At 72.8% G+C, this 16,121-nt stretch carries 18 protein-coding genes; 3 read left to right on the top strand and 15 right to left on the bottom strand.

Features of this window, described 5'->3' with window-relative positions; genetic code table 11:
- Positions 1–5: 5 nt before the first annotated feature.
- Positions 6–977: an NADP-dependent oxidoreductase gene (locus tag SLAV_RS09500; RefSeq protein ID WP_030234633.1), complete on the bottom strand. Its 972-nt coding sequence runs from the start codon at positions 975–977 to the stop codon at positions 6–8.
- A 132-nt stretch (positions 978–1,109) separates the two neighbouring features.
- On the opposite strand from SLAV_RS09500, the gene SLAV_RS09495 reads away from it, so the two are divergent.
- A complete protein-coding gene (locus SLAV_RS09495; protein WP_030234631.1) occupies positions 1,110–1,706 on the top strand; it encodes a TetR/AcrR family transcriptional regulator in 597 nt (198 codons plus the stop codon).
- 141 nt (positions 1,707–1,847) lie between these two features.
- The gene (locus SLAV_RS09490; protein WP_030234629.1) at positions 1,848–2,255 is read left to right on the top strand and encodes a PPOX class F420-dependent oxidoreductase; all 408 of its coding nucleotides are present in this window, start codon (positions 1,848–1,850) and stop codon (positions 2,253–2,255) included.
- 4 nt (positions 2,256–2,259) lie between these two features.
- Here the strand turns inward: SLAV_RS09490 and SLAV_RS09485 are convergent, their stop codons facing one another.
- Positions 2,260–3,111, bottom strand: coding sequence for an aldo/keto reductase (locus SLAV_RS09485; protein WP_030234627.1), 852 nt, complete (start codon positions 3,109–3,111; stop codon positions 2,260–2,262).
- Positions 3,112–3,155: 44 nt separating this feature from the next.
- On the opposite strand from SLAV_RS09485, the gene SLAV_RS09480 reads away from it, so the two are divergent.
- On the top strand, positions 3,156–4,157 hold the full coding sequence (locus tag SLAV_RS09480; protein ID WP_030234625.1) for a ketopantoate reductase family protein: 1,002 nt from the start codon (positions 3,156–3,158) through the stop codon (positions 4,155–4,157).
- Positions 4,158–4,346: 189 nt separating this feature from the next.
- Here the strand turns inward: SLAV_RS09480 and SLAV_RS09475 are convergent, their stop codons facing one another.
- The 13 genes from SLAV_RS09475 to SLAV_RS09420 form a co-directional block, all read right to left on the bottom strand.
- On the bottom strand, positions 4,347–5,117 hold the full coding sequence (locus tag SLAV_RS09475; RefSeq protein WP_078950490.1) for a sirohydrochlorin chelatase: 771 nt from the start codon (positions 5,115–5,117) through the stop codon (positions 4,347–4,349).
- On the bottom strand, positions 5,114–6,010 hold the full coding sequence (locus SLAV_RS09470; protein WP_100660848.1) for an ABC transporter permease: 897 nt from the start codon (positions 6,008–6,010) through the stop codon (positions 5,114–5,116). Before SLAV_RS09470 ends, SLAV_RS09475 begins: the two co-directional genes overlap by 4 nt.
- Positions 5,997–6,791 (bottom strand): ABC transporter ATP-binding protein, encoded by a 795-nt coding sequence (locus SLAV_RS09465; RefSeq protein WP_100660847.1) that lies wholly within the window; start codon positions 6,789–6,791, stop codon positions 5,997–5,999. Before SLAV_RS09465 ends, SLAV_RS09470 begins: the two co-directional genes overlap by 14 nt.
- A 34-nt stretch (positions 6,792–6,825) precedes the next feature.
- Positions 6,826–7,959: an aliphatic sulfonate ABC transporter substrate-binding protein gene (locus SLAV_RS09460; protein ID WP_100660846.1), complete on the bottom strand. Its 1,134-nt coding sequence runs from the start codon at positions 7,957–7,959 to the stop codon at positions 6,826–6,828.
- Positions 7,960–8,174: 215 nt separating this feature from the next.
- Positions 8,175–9,506, bottom strand: a complete 1,332-nt coding sequence (locus SLAV_RS09455) for a sulfate adenylyltransferase subunit 1 (RefSeq protein ID WP_100660845.1) — start codon at positions 9,504–9,506, stop codon at positions 8,175–8,177.
- Between the two features lie 2 nt (positions 9,507–9,508).
- Positions 9,509–10,450 (bottom strand): sulfate adenylyltransferase subunit CysD, encoded by a 942-nt coding sequence (gene cysD, locus SLAV_RS09450; RefSeq protein ID WP_100660844.1) that lies wholly within the window; start codon positions 10,448–10,450, stop codon positions 9,509–9,511.
- Positions 10,447–10,992, bottom strand: coding sequence for an adenylyl-sulfate kinase (gene cysC, locus SLAV_RS09445; RefSeq protein ID WP_100661268.1), 546 nt, complete (start codon positions 10,990–10,992; stop codon positions 10,447–10,449). Before cysC ends, cysD begins: the two co-directional genes overlap by 4 nt.
- Before the next feature lie 50 nt (positions 10,993–11,042).
- Complete coding sequence (locus SLAV_RS09440) at positions 11,043–11,741, bottom strand: phosphoadenylyl-sulfate reductase (RefSeq protein WP_100660843.1); 699 nt, start codon at positions 11,739–11,741, stop codon at positions 11,043–11,045.
- Positions 11,738–11,917, bottom strand: a complete 180-nt coding sequence (locus tag SLAV_RS09435; RefSeq protein WP_030234455.1) for a hypothetical protein — start codon at positions 11,915–11,917, stop codon at positions 11,738–11,740. The genes SLAV_RS09440 and SLAV_RS09435 overlap by 4 nt, the downstream gene beginning before the upstream one ends.
- Entirely contained in the window at positions 11,914–13,620 is a 1,707-nt protein-coding gene (locus SLAV_RS09430) for a nitrite/sulfite reductase (RefSeq protein ID WP_030234457.1), read from the bottom strand. Before SLAV_RS09430 ends, SLAV_RS09435 begins: the two co-directional genes overlap by 4 nt.
- Positions 13,621–13,837: 217 nt before the next feature.
- Positions 13,838–13,921 carry a putative leader peptide gene (locus SLAV_RS43365; protein WP_312847410.1) on the bottom strand — a complete coding sequence of 28 codons (84 nt, stop codon included), beginning with the start codon at positions 13,919–13,921 and terminating at the stop codon, positions 13,838–13,840.
- A gap of 321 nt (positions 13,922–14,242) precedes the next feature.
- Entirely contained in the window at positions 14,243–14,806 is a 564-nt protein-coding gene (locus tag SLAV_RS09425; protein WP_030234460.1) for a GNAT family N-acetyltransferase, read from the bottom strand.
- A 13-nt stretch (positions 14,807–14,819) separates the two neighbouring features.
- Positions 14,820–16,112 (bottom strand): GAF domain-containing protein, encoded by a 1,293-nt coding sequence (locus tag SLAV_RS09420; RefSeq protein WP_051841181.1) that lies wholly within the window; start codon positions 16,110–16,112, stop codon positions 14,820–14,822.
- Between the last annotated feature and the right edge of the window lie 9 nt (positions 16,113–16,121).

The raw sequence follows: 16,121 nt of genomic DNA, 5'->3' as shown, positions 1-16,121 counted from the left end.
CCGCCCTACGCGGGAGCCACGGCGAGGACGATCTTGCCCTGGAGGTGGCCCCGGTCGGCGCGGGCGTGCGCCCGCGCGGCCCCGGCCAGCGGGTAGACCTCCTCGACGGCGATCCGCAGCCCGCCGGAGTCCGCCAGCCGGGCCAGTTCCGCCAGCTGCTCCCCGCTGGGGCGCACCTGCCAGACACCGGTCGTCAGGCTCCTGTCGGCGGCGCGCTCCGCGTGGTACTCCCCGGGGAAGACCGCGCCGATGCGGCCGCCGCGCCGCATGACGGGCAGCAGGCGGTGGCCGTCCGGGCCGCCGACGGCGTCGATCAGGACGTCCACGTCCCGTACGGCCTCCTCGACGGGCGTGCGCGTGTAGTCCAGGAACCGGTCGGCCCCGAGGCCCAGCAGGAAGGTCTCGTGGCGCCCCGACGCCACCGCGACGACCCGCCCGGCGCCCGCGGTCCGGGCCAGCTGGACGGCGAAGTGGCCCACTCCGCCCGCGGCGCCGTTGACCAGCACCGTGTCGCCCCCGCGCACCTCCACGTGCTCGAAGAGGTACTGGTAGGCCGTCAGCCCCGCCATCGGCACGGCCGCGGCCTCCGCGTGCCCCAGCGCGGCCGGTTTGCGGGCCAGACTCCCGGCGGGGGAGACCACGTACTCGGCGTACGCCGAGGACCGGCCGGGGAAGCGGACCAGGCCGAACACCTCGTCCCCGGCCCGCCACCCGGTGACCCCGGCGCCCGTCTCCACGATCACGCCGGAGACGTCGGAGCCCGGGACGTACGGCAGCGGCCACTGCGGGCGCTGCGGCTCCGGCAGCACGGTGAAGCCCTGGCGCGCGTACCGGTCGACCGGGTTGACCCCGGCCGCGTGGACCCGTACGAGCACCTCGCCCGGTCCCGCCGCCGGCCGCGGCACCTCCTCGTACACCAACTGCTCCGGGCCGCCGAACGCGTGTACGCGTACGGCCCGCATCGTCTTCGTTCCCATGGCCTTCCCCCGACCTTCCGTTCCGTGCACGCCAAAGGCGGCGCCCCGTCCCGATAGAATCCGGAAGAATCCGGAGCACTGCTCCGAATCGTAGGCGGAGCACTGCTCCGTTTGTCAACGTCAGGAATCCCCATGCCAGATGAGCCCGCACCTCCGGGGCAGCGCGCCGACGCCCGCCGCAACCGGGAACGCATCCTCGAAGCGGCCCGCGAGGTCATCGGCGAGCAGGGCACCGACGCCTCGCTCCGCGACGTCGCCCGCCGCGCCGACGTCGGACTCGGCACGCTCTACCGGCACTTCCCGACCCGTGACACGCTCCTGGAGGCCCTGCTGCGCACCGGCTTCGGCGACCTCACCGAGCAGGCGGACGTCCTGGCCGGCACGGACCTGCCGCCCGAGCGCGCGCTCGCGGACTGGCTCGGCGCCTTCATCGGGTGGGCCGGCACCTTCCGGGGCCTGCCGGCCTCGCTGACGGCCACCCTCGCGGACCCGCAGTCCGCGCTGCACGCCTCGTGCCTGGGCATGCGGGAGGCGGGCGGGCGCCTCCTGCGGGCCGCCCAGGACGCCGGACGGATCCGCCCCGACGTGGACGGCACCGACCTGTTCGCCCTGGTCAACGCCCTCAGCTGGATCACCGGCCAGGCCCCCACCCTCGCGGCCCGCCGCGACCATCTGCTCGCCCTGGTCCTCGACGGCCTCGCCCACCCCGGGAGTCGGCCGAACGGGTGAACCGTCGAAGGACTCGACCCGGCGGGCCCGATGCGCTTGCGGGGGGAGCGGCGATTTTGCAGGCTGTCCGCTGCCGGTCTTCAGCGACGGGAAGCCGGTCCGTCCGAAGACGGCCGCAAGCCGAGGGAAGGAACCCGCCCCGTGTCCGCTGCACTCTCCGACGACCTGCAGAAGATCATCGACGACACCCCCGTCTTCGCGACCGTCGCCACCATCCAGCCGGACGGCAGCCCGCAGCTGTCCGTCACCTGGCTCGCCCGCGACGGCGACGACCTGCTGTTCTCCACGACCGTCGGCCGCCGCAAGGAGACCAACCTGCGCCGGGACCCCCGGGTCACCGTCATGATCAACCCCGCGAACGCGCCCTACACCTATGCCGAGGTCCGCGGCGAGGCCACCCTGACCACCGAAGGCGGACGGGAACTGATCGACGAGCTGTCGCGCAAGTACACGGGCAAGGACTACGCGGACTTCAACCCGGCCTCCGCCGACGACGCCCAGCGGGTCGTGGTCCGCATCACCCCCAGGAAGGTCGTCGGCTCCCTCTGAGCCGTCACCCCCCGGCCACCGCGTCCAGCAGCGCGACCTCCCCCGGAGCCAGCCGGATCGAGACCGCGGCCAGGTTCTGCGCCAGGTGCGCGGGGGAGCCGGTGCCCGGGGTCGGGCAGAGCACCGGCGAACGGTGCAGCAGCCAGGCCAGCGCGATCTGCCCCACAGCCGCCCCGTGCGCCGCCGCCACCCCGGTGACGGCGGCCGCGCCCCCGCCGGTCAGGGCACCGCTGCCCAGCGGGTAGTACGGCAGGAACGCGATCCCGCGCTCCTCGCAGAGCGCCAGCACCTGCGCCGAGGACCGGTCCAGCAGGTTGTACGGGTTCTGCACCGAGGCCACCGGGACGCACTCCAGCGCCTCCCGCAGCTGCGGTGCGCTCACCGTGTCCAGACCGATGTGCCGGATCTTCCCCTCCTCCCGCAACCGCGCCAGCTCGCCCAGCTGTTCGGCCATCGGCACCGCGGGGTCGAAGCGGTGCAGCTGGTAGAGGTCGATCCGCTCCACCCGCAGCCGCCGCAGGCTCGCCTCGCACATCCGGCGCAGCTCCCCGGGCCGGCCCGCCACGTGCCACTCGTCCGGGCCGGTGCGCACCACCCCGCCCTTCGTGGCGACCACGAGCCCGTCCCCGTACGGGTGGAGGGCCTCGGCGACCAGCTCCTCGGCCAGCTCCGGCCCGTAGTTGTCGGCGGTGTCGACCAGCCGCACCCCCTGTGCGACCGCCGCGCGCAACAGGGCCACGGCGTCCGAGCGGCTGCCGCGCGGCCCCCAGTAACCGGGACCGACCAGCCCCCCGGTACCAAGTCCGAGACGACGCAGGGGCAGTTCCCCGCCCAGGGAGAACACGGTGTCCGTCATGACCCGACCGTACCCGCGCACGGCCGGTGTGCCAGGCTCGGGGCATGCGTTACATCATCATCGGCGCCGGAGCGATCGGCGCGACCATCGGCGGACGGCTCGCGGAATCGGGCCGGGAGGTCGTCCTCGTCGCACGCGGCGCGCACGCCGAGGCACTGCGGACGGACGGCCTGCGCCTGACCACCGCCGACGGCCCGCGCGTCCACCGGCTCCCCGTGGTCGCCGCACCGGCGGAACTGGGCGAACTGCGCCCCGACGACGTCCTCCTCCTCACCGTGAAGACCCAGGACGCGATCGCCGCCCTCGACACGTGGGGCGACGCGGAGGTCGCGGGCGGCGGCACGGCCGCCCAGCGGCTGCCCCTGCTGTGCGCGCAGAACGGCGTGGAGAGCGAACGCCTGGCCCTGCGCCGCTTCGCGCGCGTCTACGGGGTCTGCGTCTGGCTGCCCGCCACCTTCCTGGAGCCCGGTGTCGTCTCCGCGCTGTGCACCCCGCTGACCGGGATACTGCACCTCGGCAAGGCGGCCGGGGGCACCGACCGGCGGATCGCGTCGGTCGCCGCCGACCTGGAGAAGGCGGGCTTCGAGGCGCCGGTCGTCGAGGACGTGATGCGGTGGAAGTACGCGAAGCTGCTCGGCAACCTGGGCAACGCCATCCAGGCCACCACCGGACCCGAACCGGACCCGGCGAAGGCGGCGCTGCTGCTGCGCGCGCAACGCGAGGGCAGGGCCGTCCTCGAAGCGGCGGGCATCGCCCACGTCACGGACGAGGAGCAGGCGACGGCCCGCGACGGGAAGGTCGACCAGCCCCCGGGCGTGCGCGGCGGCTCCTCCTGGCAGAGCCTGGCACGCGGCACGGGGTCGGTGGAGGCCGACTACCTCAACGGCGAGATCGTGCTGCTGGGCCGGCTGCACGGGGTGGCGACGCCGGTCAACGACGTGCTGCGGCACGCGGCGAACATCTTCGCCCGGGAGGGTCTGCCGCCGGGGGCCATGTCGATCGCCGACCTGACGGCCCTGGCCGACGAGGCGGCCGCCCGCGCCTGAGGCCCCCGACACCGAATGCCGGGGCCTGCACGTGACGGGCCCAGGCGGGACGGCCGGGCGGGACGGCCGGGCAGGGCGGCCGGGCGGGACCGCCGGGTTGGGCGGCCGGGCGGGACCGCCGGGTTGGGCGAACGACCGGGCGGCCGGATGGGCGCGCGGGCACACCGGCGCGCGGGCCGTGCCGGGCGGTCAGGCCGAGAGGGCGGGGCGGCGGGCCGGAGCGGCGGCGGCCGCGTCGTAGCGGCGCAGGAGGAGGCGGGCGAGTTCCGGGGCGGCGCCCAGGACCTCGGCCACCACGTCCGCGCCGGAGGCGGCGGCGCCGGCCGCGATGCGGTCCGGCAGGCGGCCGGGAGCGATCACGTACGGGGCCACCGCCACCCGGCGGACGCCCTCGGCGCGCAGGGCCCGTACGGCGTCCTCCGTACGGGGAAGGGCAGCGGAGGCGAACGCAGGCCGCACGGCGCACCAACCGGTGTGCCGCCACTCCCGCGCGATTTCAGCGATCACTGCGATCGCCTCCGGGTCCGAGGAACCGGCGGACGCGAGCACCACACCGGTGGTGGCGCGCTCCGCCGGGGTGAGGCCGAGACCGGCCTCCGCCAGGCGCCGCTCCAGGGCCGCGACCAGCAGCGGGGACGGGCCGAGGACATCGGCCACCCGGACAGAGAGCCCGCTGAGGCGGCCGGTGGCCTCCGCCAGCACCGCCGGGATGTCCGCCTTCGCGTGGAAGGCCCGCGTCAGCAGCAGCGGCAGGGCCACGACCTCCCGTACGCCCGACAGGTACAGCGAGGCGAGGGCCTGCGAGACGGTCGGGCCGTTGAAGTCCAGGAAGGACGTCTCGACCCGCAGCCCCGGCCGCAGCGACCGGACCCGCCCGACGAGGGCGTGCACGGTCGCCGCGTGCCGCGGATCGCGGCTGCCGTGGGCGACGACGAGGAGGGCGCGGGACACGGGACTCAGCTCTTGACCAGCAGGCCGCGGCTGCGCAGCACCCACCGCTCGACCGGGCTGAAGATCAGCAGGTCGATGGCGATGCCGACCACGAGGATCAGCAGGATCGCGAGGAACACGCCGGGCAGGTCGATGTTGTTGCGGCCGTTCTCCAGCAGCTGGCCGAGGCCCAGGCCCAGGTCGGGGGAGCTGGCGATGATCTCGGCGGCCATCAGGGAGCGCCAGGAGAAGGCCCAGCCCTGCTTGAGGCCGGCCAGGTAGCCGGGCAGGGCGGCGGGCATCACCACGTGCCGGGCGCCGCGCAGACCGGTGGCACCCAGGGTGCGGCCGGCCCGCAGGAACAGCGGCGGGATCTGGTCGATGCCGGACACCAGGCCGTTGGCGATCGACGGGACCGCGCCCAGCAGGATCACCGTGTACATCATGGCGTCGTTGAGCCCGAACCAGAGCACCGCCGGGGGGACCCAGGCAACCGAGGGCAGGGACTGCAGGCCCTGGAGGATCGGCCCGATCGCGGCGCGCACGAACTTCACGCGGGCGACGAGCAGGCCGAGCGGGGTGCCGATGGCCAGGGCCAGCAGGAAGCCCAGCAGACCGCGCGAGACGCTGGTCCAGATCACGTCGAGCAGGGTGCCCTTGAGCCACATCGCGCTCAGGCTGTCCCACACGGCGGACGGGGCCGGCAGCTTGGTCTCGTCGGCGACCTTCGCCGTGACCAGCACCTGCCAGACCAGCAGCACGAGGCCGACGGCCAGCAGCGGGGGCAGCGCCTTCTTGGTGAGGATCTCCCGGACGGGGGCGCGGTGGGTCTGGACGGCGTCGAGCGCGTCGAGGCCCGCCTCCAGTCCGGCCAGGTCGTCGTGCTTGGCCGTGGCCTTCGCGGTGGTGTCAGTGCTGGCCATGGCGGCGGATCTCCCCACGCAGGTGTTCAGTGATCTCGACGGAAAGCTCCGCGACGTCCGCGTCCTCGATGCGGCGCGGCTGCGGGATGTCCACGGTCCATTCCTTGGCGACCCGGCCGGGCCGGGAGGAGAGCAGGACCACGCGTTCGGCGAGGCGGACGGCCTCGCGGACGTTGTGCGTGACGAAGAGGACGGAGAGTCCCGTCTCGGCCCAGATGCGGGTGAGTTCGCCGTGCAGGACGTCGCGGGTGATGGCGTCGAGGGCCGCGAAGGGCTCGTCCATCAGCAGCAGGCGGCTGTCCTGGGCCAGGGCCCGGGCCAGGGCCACGCGCTGGCGCATGCCGCCGGACAGTTCGTGGACGCGCTTGCCGTAGGCGCCGCCGAGCCGGACCAGCTCCAGCAGCCGTTCGGCCTCGGGCCTGCGGTCGTTCTTGGCCACTCCGCGCAGGCGCAGGGCGAGTTCGATGTTCTTGCCCGCGGTGAGCCACGGGAAGAGGGCGTGCTCCTGGAACATCAGGGCCGGACGGCCGCCGGGGGTCTCGATGGACCCCGCGGACGGCTTGTCGAGTCCCGCGACCAGGTTGAGCAGGGTGGACTTGCCACACCCCGAGGCCCCCAGGATGGTGACGAACTCCCCGGGAGCGACATCGAGGCTGATGTCGTCCAGGACGAGCTGCGATCCGGCCGGGCCGGAGAAGGACTTCGAGACGTGCTCGATGCGGGCGGCGTGCGTCTGCTCCGCTGTGGTGCCCTCGGCAGCCTTGGCGAGCGTGGTGGCCATGGTCGTCACCTCCTGGGTTTGCTGGACTACGGGGTTACTTGGCGCCGAGACCGGCGTCGGAGACCTCGGGCTTGCCCGCGGCCTTGAGGACCTTGTTCAGGAGCGTCAGGTCGTAGATGCCTGCCAGGTCGGGCTGCTCGATGAGCTTGGCCTTGACGGCCCAGTCGGACTCGGTCTTCAGGGTGCTCGCGAGCGGGTCGTCGGTGACGAGGATGGACTGCCAGGCCGGGTCGATGACCTTGGCGTCGAGGGGCTTGCCGCTGTCCGCCGCGAGCTTGGCGTTGGCCGAGGCCTTGGCCTTGTCGGGGTTGGCGTTGATCCACTCGTTGGTCTTCACCGTGCCCTTGAGCACGGCCTCCACCACGTCCGCGTGTTCCTTGAGGAACTTCTGCGACACGATGACGTTCGTGATCACGAACTTCTTGTCGGGCCACAGGGCCGTCTCGTCGAGGAGGACGGAGCCGCCGTCGGAGACGAGCTTGGAGGCGGTCGGCTCGGGTACCCAGGCGCCGTCGATCGAGCCCTGCTTGAAGGCGTCGGGGGTGACCTTGTTGTCGGTGCGGACGACGGAGACGTCGCCCTTGCCGGACTCCGGGTCGACCGACCAGCCCTTCTCGGAGATCCAGTTGAGGAACGCGACGTCCTGCGTGTTCCCCTTCTGGGGGGTGGCGATCTTCTTGCCCTTGAGGTCGTCGAGGGTCTTGATCTTGTCCGGGTTCACGACGAGCTTGACGCCACCGGAGGCGGAGCCGGAGATGATCCGCAGGTTGGAGCCCTTGGACTTGACGTAGCCGTTGATCGAGGGCGAGGGGCCGATGAAGCCGATGTCGAGAGAGCCGCCGTTGAGGGCTTCGATCTCGGACGGGCCGGCGTTGAAGGACTGCGGCTTGATCCTGGTGCCGTTCAGTTCCTTCTCGATCAGGCCTTCCTGGAGGCCGACCAGAGCGGTGGCGTGCGTCAGGTTCGGGAAGTACCCGATGCGGACCTCGGAGGCGGAGAGCTTCTTGGCTCCGTCGGCGACGTTGGAGGCCGCGGTGTCCTTGGGCTCGTCCTTCTTGGCCTCGGAGCCGTAGCCGCAGGAGGCGAGCGCGCCGATCAGCAGCGGCAGGGCGGCGGCGGCGACGATTCCGCGGCGCAGGGTGGTGCGGGTGGTACCGGTGGCAGGCACGGGAGGACTTCCTCTCGTAGCGTCATGGCGTCATGACGCACGTCTTCGTTTCTGGAGCGGGGACGGGTACGGCTCGTGGGGGGTGAGGGCGCGCATGCGGTGCGCGTACGTCATCGCGCACATCGCGCCACCCCTCCCTGGCCGCTGCCGAGGACGCCGCTGCCCACGCGGCCGCCCTCCTTCGCGAAGGTGGAGTAGATGTCGGAGAGCATGGGTTAGAAGTCCCACCCTTCTTCATCCGCCTGGACGGTCGTCCGGGCCTGGGAGGCGAAGGACTCGCCCGCCATGCCCGCCGCCAGGGTGGTGCCGTCGGCCGGGTCGATCAGCAGGAAGGAGCCGGTGCGGCGGGAGTCGGCGTACGCGTCGAGCGCGAGCGGCTCGGCGGTGCGGACGACGACGCGGCCGATGTCGTTGGCGACCAGCTGCCCGGGGGCCGGGTGCTGGGAGAGGTCGTCGAGGGTCAGCCGGGAGGGGATCTCCTTGACGATCGCCTTGACCGTGCGGGTGGTGTGCTTGAGCAGCACCCGCGCGCCCACGGCCAGCGGCTGGTCGGCCACGTGGCAGACCGTCGCGACGACGTCCTGCGTGGTGGCCGGCGCGCTCGCGGACGGCGCGATCAGGTCGCCGCGCGAGATGTCGATGTCGTCCTTGAGCCGGACCGTCACCGACTGCGGGGCCCAGGCGATGTCCACGGATTCGCCCAGGGCGTCGATGCCCTCGATGGTGCTGGTGCGGCCGGAGGGCAGGACCGTGACGGCCTCGCCGACGCGCAGGACGCCGGAGGCGATCTGGCCCGCGTAGCCCCGGTAGTCGGGGTGCTCGGCGGTCTGCGGACGGATCACGTACTGCACCGGGAAACGCGCCGGGCAGGCGGTGAGGTCGTGGCTGACCGGGACGGTCTCCAGGTGCTCCAGCACCGTCGGGCCGCCGTACCAGTCCATGTTCGCGGACGGCTCGACCACGTTGTCCCCGGCCAGGGCCGAGATCGGGATCGCGGTGATCTCCGGGACGCCCAGCTCGGAGGCGTACGCGGTGAACTCCTCGGCGATCTTCGCGAAGACCGTCTCCTGATAGCCGACGAGGTCCATCTTGTTGACGGCGAGGACCACGTGCGGGACGCGGAGCAGGGCGGCGACGGCGGCGTGGCGGCGGGTCTGTTCGATGACGCCGTTGCGGGCGTCGACGAGGACCACGGCCAGGTCGGCGGTGGAGGCGCCGGTGACCATGTTGCGGGTGTACTGCACGTGCCCGGGGGTGTCGGCGAGGATGAACCGGCGCCGGGCGGTCGCGAAGTAGCGGTAGGCCACGTCGATGGTGATGCCCTGCTCGCGCTCGGCGCGCAGACCGTCGGTCAGCAGCGCCAGGTCCGGGGTGTCCTGGCCACGGTCCTGGGAGACCCGCTCCACGGCTTCGAGCTGGTCCTCCAGGACCGACTTGGAGTCGTGCAGCAGGCGGCCCACCAGGGTGGACTTGCCGTCGTCGACGGATCCCGCGGTGGCGAAGCGCAGCAGCGTCGTGGCGCTGAGCTGCTCGGTGGTGGTCGTCATGGTTAGAAGTACCCTTCGCGCTTGCGGTCTTCCATCGCGGCTTCGGAGAGCTTGTCGTCGGCGCGGGTGGCGCCCCGCTCGGTGAGGCGGGAGACGGCGATCTCGGCGATCACGGCGTCGAGCGTGGTCGCGTCGGAGTCGACGGCACCCGTGCAGGACATGTCGCCGACGGTGCGGTAGCGCACGAGGCGCTTCTCGACGGGTTCGGTGTCCTTGGGGCCGCCCCACTCGCCCGCGGTCAGCCACATGCCGTTGCGCTGGAAGACCTCGCGTTCGTGGGCGAAGTAGATCTCCGGGAGTTCGATGCCCTCGCGGTCGATGTACTGCCACACGTCGAGCTCGGTCCAGTTGGAGAGCGGGAAGACGCGGACGTGCTCGCCGGGGGCGTGGCGGCCGTTGTAGAGCTGCCACAGTTCGGGGCGCTGGCGGCGGGGGTCCCACTGGGAGAACTCGTCGCGCAGGGAGAAGACGCGTTCCTTGGCGCGGGCCTTCTCCTCGTCGCGGCGGCCGCCGCCGAAGACGGCGTCGAACCTCAGCTGCTGGATGGCCTCGGTGAGGGGGACGGTCTGCAGCGGGTTGCGGACGCCGTCGGGGCGTTCGCGGAGCTTGCCGGCGTCGATGTACTCCTGGACGGAGGCCACGTGCAGGCGCAGTCCGTGCTTCTCGACGGCACGGTCGCGGTAGGCCAGGACCTCGGGGAAGTTGTGGCCGGTGTCCACGTGCAGCAGGGTGAAGGGCACCGGCGCGGGCGCGAACGCCTTCAGCGCCAGGTGCAGCATGACGATCGAGTCCTTGCCGCCGGAGAACAGGATCACCGGCTTCTCGAACTCACCCGCCACCTCACGGAAGATGTGCACCGCCTCGGATTCGAGGGCGTCGAGGTGCGACAGCGCGTAGGGCGCGTCGGAACCGGACTCGGTGTGCAGGTGCGCGGCGGTGGTCATGCCAGACCCCTCTCGGTGAGCAGTGCGTGCAGGGCCGAAGCCGACTCCTGCACGGTCTGGTGGTGCGACTCGATGCGCAGGTCCGGGGTCTGCGGTGCCTCGTACGGGTCGTCGACCCCGGTCAGGCCGGAGATCTCGCCCGCGGCCTGCTTGGCGTACAGGCCCTTCACGTCCCGCTCGGAGCACACCTCGACCGGGGTGGCCACGTGCACCTCCAGGTACGGGGTGCCCGCGGCGGCGTGGCGCTTCGCGACGGCCTCGCGGCTGTCGGCGAAGGGGGCGATCACCGGGACGAGGGCCTTCACGCCGTTGCTGGCCAGGAGTTCGGCGACGAACCCGATCCGCTGCACGTTGGTGTGCCGGTCCTCGCGGCTGAAGCCCAGCCCGGCGGAGAGGAACTCGCGGATCTCGTCGCCGTCGAGGACCTCCACCCGGTGGCCCTCGGCGCGCAGCCGCTCGGCCAGCGCGTACGCGATCGTGGTCTTCCCGGCGCTGGGCAGCCCGGTCAGCCACACGGTGGCGCCCTGGTCGCTCACGCTCATCTGCTTCTTCTCCGTAAGGTCTTCGCTCAGGTCTTCGCTGGTCGTCGTCATCAGCCGTGCAGCCCGCACTCGGTCTTGCCGCGTCCGGCCCACCGGCCGGCCCGCGCGTCCTCGCCCTCCGCCACCCGGCGGGTGCAGGGGGCGCAGCCGACGGAGGCGTAACCGTCCATCAGCAGCGGGTTGGTCAGCACCCCGTGCTCGGCCACGTACGCGTCCACGTCGTCCTGGGTCCAGCGGGCGATCGGGGAGACCTTGACCTTGCGGCGCTTCCCGTCCCAGCCGACGACCGGGGTGTCCGCCCGGGTCGGGGACTCGTCGCGGCGCAGGCCCGTCGCCCAGGCGTCGTACCCGGTCAGGCCCTCTTCGAGGGGCTTGACCTTGCGCAGGGCGCAGCACAGGTCCGGGTCCCGGTCGTGGAGCCTGGGGCCGTACTGCGCGTCCTGCTCGGCGACGCTCTGGCGCGGGGTCAGGGTGATGACGTTGACGTCCATCACCGCCTCCACCGCATCACGCGTACCGATCGTCTCCTCGAAGTGGTAGCCGGTGTCCAGGAACACCACGTCCACCCCCGGGAGCACCCGGGACGCGAGGTGCGCGACCACCGCGTCCTCCATCGAGGAGGTCACGCAGAACTTCTCGCCGAAGGTGTCGGCCGCCCAGCGCAGGACGTCCAGCGGGGACGCGTTCTCCAGGTCGCGCCCCGCCTGTTCGGCGACAGCTTTGAGACGCTCGTCTTGATCGGTGGTCATATCTCGTCCCCTCCAGCGGTGTTGGACCGAACGCCCCGGGACAGCAGCCCGAGGTACTTCAGCTGGAAGGCCCGGTTGCAGGCCCTGCATTCCCAGGCGCCGTGGCCCGTCTCGTGGGGGAACAGGTCCTCGTCGCCGCAGTACGGGCAGTAGAACGGTGCCGCGCGCTCGCTCATGAGAGGTCCTCGTCGGCGGCGCGGCCCACCCAGGCGGCGAAGCGCTCGCCGTCCTCGCGCTGCTCCTGGAAGCGCGTGACGACCCGCTCGACGTAGTCCGGCAGTCCGGCCGAGGTGACCTTGAGGCCGCGGACCTTGCGGCCGAAGCCGGCCTCCAGGCCGAGGGCGCCGCCCAGGTGTACCTGGTAGCCCTCCACCTGCCGGCCGTCGTCGTCCAGGACCAGCTGCCCCTTGAGACCGATGTCCGCCACCTGGATACGGGCGCAGGCGTTCGGGCAGCCGTTGATGTTGATGGTGAGCGGCTCGGCGAAGTCCGGCAGGCGGCGCTCCAGCTCGTCGATGAGCGAGGCGCCGCGCGCCTTGGTCTCGACGATGGCCAGCTTGCAGAACTCGATGCCGGTGCACGCCATGGTGCCGCGGCGGAACGGGGACGGCTTGACCCGCAGGTCCAGCGCCTCCAGGGCCGCGACGACCGAGTCGACCTGGTCCGCCTCGATGTCGAGCACGATCATCTTCTGCTCGGCGGTGGTGCGCAGGCGGCCGGAGCCGTGCTGCGCGGCGACGTCGGCGATCTTGGTGAGGGTGGCGCCGTCCACGCGGCCGACGCGGGGCGCGAAGCCGACGTAGAACCTGCCGTCCTGCTGCTGGTGCACGCCGACGTGGTCGCGCCACTGGCCGCTGGGCTGCTCGGGCGCGGGGCCGTCGGTCAGCTTGCGCTTCAGGTACTCGTCCTCCAGCACCTGGCGGAACTTGGCCGGACCCCAGTCGGCGACGAGGAACTTCAGGCGGGCGCGGGTGCGCAGGCGCCGGTAGCCGTAGTCGCGGAAGATCGAGATGACGCCCTCGTAGACGTCCGGGACCTCGTCGAGCGAGACCCAGGTGCCCAGGCGCACGCCCAGCTTGGGGTTGGTGGACAGGCCGCCGCCGACCCAGACGTCGAAGCCGGGACCGTGCTCGGGGTGGTTCACGCCGACGAAGGCGATGTCGTTGATCTCGTGCGCCACGTCGAGCAGCGGCGAGCCGGAGATCGCCGACTTGAACTTGCGGGGCAGGTTCGAGAAGTCGGGGTTGCCGACGATGCGGCGGTAGATCTCGTCGATGGCGGGGGTGCCGTCGATGATCTCGTCCTGGGCGATGCCGGCGACGGGCGAGCCGAGGATGACGCGGGGCGTGTCACCGCAGGCCTCGGTGGTCGAGAGGCCGACGGCCTCCAGACGGCGCCAGATCTCCGGGACGTCCTCGATCCGGATCCAGTGGTACTGCACGTTCTGGCGGTCCGTGAGGTCCGCGGTGCCGCGCGCGAACTCCTCGGAGATCTCGCCGATGACGCGGAGCTGCTCGGTGGTCAGCCGGCCGCCGTCGATGCGGACGCGCAGCATGAAGTACTTGTCGTCCAGCTCCTCCGGCTCCAGGATCGCGGTCTTGCCGCCGTCGATCCCGGGCTTGCGCTGGGTGTAGAGGCCCCACCAGCGCATGCGGCCGCGCAGGTCGTTGGGGTCGATCGAGTCGAAGCCCGTCTTGGAGTAGATCGTCTCAATGCGTGTCCGCACGTTGAGACCGTCGTCGTCCTTCTTGAACTGCTCGTTGCCGTTGAGGGGCGTGTGGTGTCCGACGGCCCACTGGCCCTCGCCGCGGTGACGGCCGGTCTTGCGGCGCGCTGCGGCTGCGGGGGCGGCTGCGGGCGTTTCGGGGGTGGCGGCCATGACGGGTACGTCCTTCTTCAACGGCTCAAGGCGGGGGCAGGGGGAAGCGGCGGCGCGCCCCTGTCACGCTGGAGTCTCTGAGCAGGTGTGGCTGATTACTGCCTTTTGCCGGGTTTGCCGGCGAGCGTGGGCAGTGTTCGGCCTCAAGGGGCTTGCGGGTGATCGACGTGTCCGCGACAGCGGGGACCACGGCGATGTGCGGCGGTGGCTGGTTCCGTCAGCGCGCCGGACAGATGGCGCTGGACATGCGGCCGAGGTCGACGTGCCGCCGACTCACCAAGGCAATTCCAGCTCCATTCATGGCGGAAGCGTGTCATGCGCCGATTGGAGGAGTCCACTAGTGTCCACGATGCGGACGAAGTCGTCCCGGATCGTGGGACCGCGTGACGGGCGTCACCTCGACGGGGGCTTTTGCGCAGGTGGGGGCCGGTGTTCCGGGGGCCGGCCGGGCGGCCCGTGGGAGGGGCGGAATCCGGCCTTCGACTCCGCTCCACGCTACCCCGGGGCGGGACCCCCGGGCGGGGCCGGACACGGCAGGAGCCCGGGTCCCCTGAGGGGGACCCGGGCTCCTGCGGGTGGGGCGGGTGCGACGGGTGGGTGCGGTGTGGTGCGCGGGCGGGGGTTACGCGCCCGGCCAGGGGCCCGGGGTCGGGGTCTCCTGCTTCTCCTCGGTCTCGGTCCTGAACACCTTGAAGCCGCGGCGCTGGTAGTTGGCCATCGCCGTCGGGCCGTCCTGGCTGCAGGTGTGGACCCAGACCCGCCGGGTGGGCTCCCGCTCCGGCCAGCGGACCGCGAGGTCCCAGGCGCGGGCGACCCCGACCGACAGCAGGTGCCCGCCGATGCGGCGGCCCCGGAAGTCCGGGAGCAGGCCGAAGTACATGATCTCCACCACCCCGTCGGGCTGCGGGTCGAGCTCCACGTACCCGGCCGGGGTGCCCCGGTCGTACGCCACCCAGGTCTCCACACCGGGCCGGTCCAGCTGCTCCACCCACTCGGCACGGGTCAGCGACAGCCGGTCCGTCCAGTGGATGTCCCCGCCCACCGAGGCGTACAGGAAACGGCTGAACTCGGGCGAGGGGACCTCCGCGCGCTCCACGCGGATCTCGGGTCCCGGGACGGCCGCGGTGACCAGATCCTCGGGCGAGGTCATTTCGAGGGACCAGGTGGTGAGAGTGATGGTGCTCATGCGCCTCAGGGAATCACACCCCCCGGTCACGGCCCGGACCTCCCCCGGGTCCCCCGGCCCCACCGTTCCCCAGCCGGGCCCGGACCACCGCCGGGGCGGTGGAGTGGGGGAGCAGCAGGCCGGGGTCCTCCGGGCGGATCAGCTCCACCTCCACGTCCTCCGCGAAGCGGTACGGCCGGTGGGTCAGCACCCCGGCGAGGTGGCGGCGGACCCGGGACAGCTCGGCGCGGACCGTCACCGTACGGGTCGGGTCCCCGAAGAGTTCCGCGGCGAGCTCGGCCGCGGTCCGCCCGCGCGGGGTCTCCGCCAGCAGGAACAGCAGCTCCGCGTGGCGCGGGGTGAGCTCCTGGGACCAGCTGCCCGCGGCCCCGTACACGGTCGCCGACCAGGCCCGCGGCCGGCTCAGGTCCAGTACGACGCGGCTCACCGCCGCCCCGGCCGTGCGGGCCGGCTCCAGCCGCAGCAGCCAGCCGCCGGGCAGCGGCTCCGCCACGCAGTCGCCGAGCTGCGGGATCCACAGCCGCCCGGGCCTCAGTCCCTTCGGCAGCGGGATCCGGTCGGCGGGGGCCAGTCCGCTCACGGCCGCCGTCCAGCCGTGCGGGTCCACGGCCACGGCCCGCCCGGTCAGCCGGGCCAGCAGCGGGGCGGCGACCGACCGCAGCCGCTCCAGCGACTCCAGGTGGCGCACCCGCAGCTCGTGCTCGGCGAGCCGGGCCACGGAGGTGACCCAGGCCAGGGTCGCCGGGTGCATGGTGGCGAGCGGCCCGCTGACGTCGACCACCCCCAGCAGCCGTCCGTCCCGGGGGTCGTGCACGGGCGCGCCCGCGCAGGTCCAGTCGTGGTGGCTGGAGACGAAGTGCTCGGCCGAGAACACCTGGACCGGCCGCCGGGCCACCAGCGCGGTGCCCACCCCGTTGGTGCCGACCACCGCCTCGTCCCAGTCGGCCCCCACCGCGAAGCCCAGCCGGTCCGCCTTGCGCAGGATCGTGCTGTGCCCCTCCCGCCACAGCAGCCGCCCGTCGGCGTCGGCGACGACCATGATGTGCAGGGCCTCGTCGAGGGCGGGCAGCAGCCCCTCGCGCAGCACCGGGAGTATCTCCCGCAGCGGGGAGACCTGCCGGCGTTCCTCGGTCTCGGCGTTGGACAGCAGCCGGGAGCGGGCGTCCCGGTCGGGGTGCACCCCGCCGGCCAGCATGCGCCGCCAGGACTCGGCGATCTCCGGGCGGGGGGCGGCCGGGGGGCGGTCCCCGGCCAGCGCGGCGGCCCGTACGCCCTTGAGCAGACGCGCCGCCTCCCGCGCGTCCATGGCCGCTAT

The organism is Streptomyces lavendulae subsp. lavendulae, from assembly GCF_002803845.1.
In the GTDB taxonomy this organism is placed as follows: domain Bacteria; phylum Actinomycetota; class Actinomycetes; order Streptomycetales; family Streptomycetaceae; genus Streptomyces; species Streptomyces lavendulae.
This window is presented reverse-complemented; position numbering and strand designations above follow the sequence as displayed.

What these genes read in the sequence shown, in the direction of transcription:
- SLAV_RS09425 (WP_030234460.1), bottom strand. Translation starts at nt 14,806, where the DNA reads ATGAGCACCATCACTCTCACCACCTGGTCCCTCGAAATGACCTCGCCC.
- SLAV_RS09485 (WP_030234627.1), bottom strand. Translation starts at nt 3,111, where the DNA reads ATGACGGACACCGTGTTCTCCCTGGGCGGGGAACTGCCCCTGCGTCGT.
- SLAV_RS09495 (WP_030234631.1), top strand. Translation starts at nt 1,110, where the DNA reads ATGCCAGATGAGCCCGCACCTCCGGGGCAGCGCGCCGACGCCCGCCGC.
- cysD (WP_100660844.1), bottom strand. Translation starts at nt 10,450, where the DNA reads ATGACCACCGCCGCGCACCTGCACACCGAGTCCGGTTCCGACGCGCCC.
- cysC (WP_100661268.1), bottom strand. Translation starts at nt 10,992, where the DNA reads ATGAGCGTGAGCGACCAGGGCGCCACCGTGTGGCTGACCGGGCTGCCC.
- SLAV_RS09465 (WP_100660847.1), bottom strand. Translation starts at nt 6,791, where the DNA reads ATGGCCACCACGCTCGCCAAGGCTGCCGAGGGCACCACAGCGGAGCAG.
- SLAV_RS09480 (WP_030234625.1), top strand. Translation starts at nt 3,156, where the DNA reads ATGCGTTACATCATCATCGGCGCCGGAGCGATCGGCGCGACCATCGGC.
- SLAV_RS09470 (WP_100660848.1), bottom strand. Translation starts at nt 6,010, where the DNA reads ATGGCCAGCACTGACACCACCGCGAAGGCCACGGCCAAGCACGACGAC.
- SLAV_RS09430 (WP_030234457.1), bottom strand. Translation starts at nt 13,620, where the DNA reads ATGGCCGCCACCCCCGAAACGCCCGCAGCCGCCCCCGCAGCCGCAGCG.
- SLAV_RS09440 (WP_100660843.1), bottom strand. Translation starts at nt 11,741, where the DNA reads ATGACCACCGATCAAGACGAGCGTCTCAAAGCTGTCGCCGAACAGGCG.
- SLAV_RS09455 (WP_100660845.1), bottom strand. Translation starts at nt 9,506, where the DNA reads ATGACGACCACCACCGAGCAGCTCAGCGCCACGACGCTGCTGCGCTTC.
- SLAV_RS09420 (WP_051841181.1), bottom strand. Translation starts at nt 16,112, where the DNA reads ATGGACGCGCGGGAGGCGGCGCGTCTGCTCAAGGGCGTACGGGCCGCC.
- SLAV_RS09435 (WP_030234455.1), bottom strand. Translation starts at nt 11,917, where the DNA reads ATGAGCGAGCGCGCGGCACCGTTCTACTGCCCGTACTGCGGCGACGAG.
- SLAV_RS09500 (WP_030234633.1), bottom strand. Translation starts at nt 977, where the DNA reads ATGGGAACGAAGACGATGCGGGCCGTACGCGTACACGCGTTCGGCGGC.
- SLAV_RS43365 (WP_312847410.1), bottom strand. Translation starts at nt 13,921, where the DNA reads ATGAATGGAGCTGGAATTGCCTTGGTGAGTCGGCGGCACGTCGACCTC.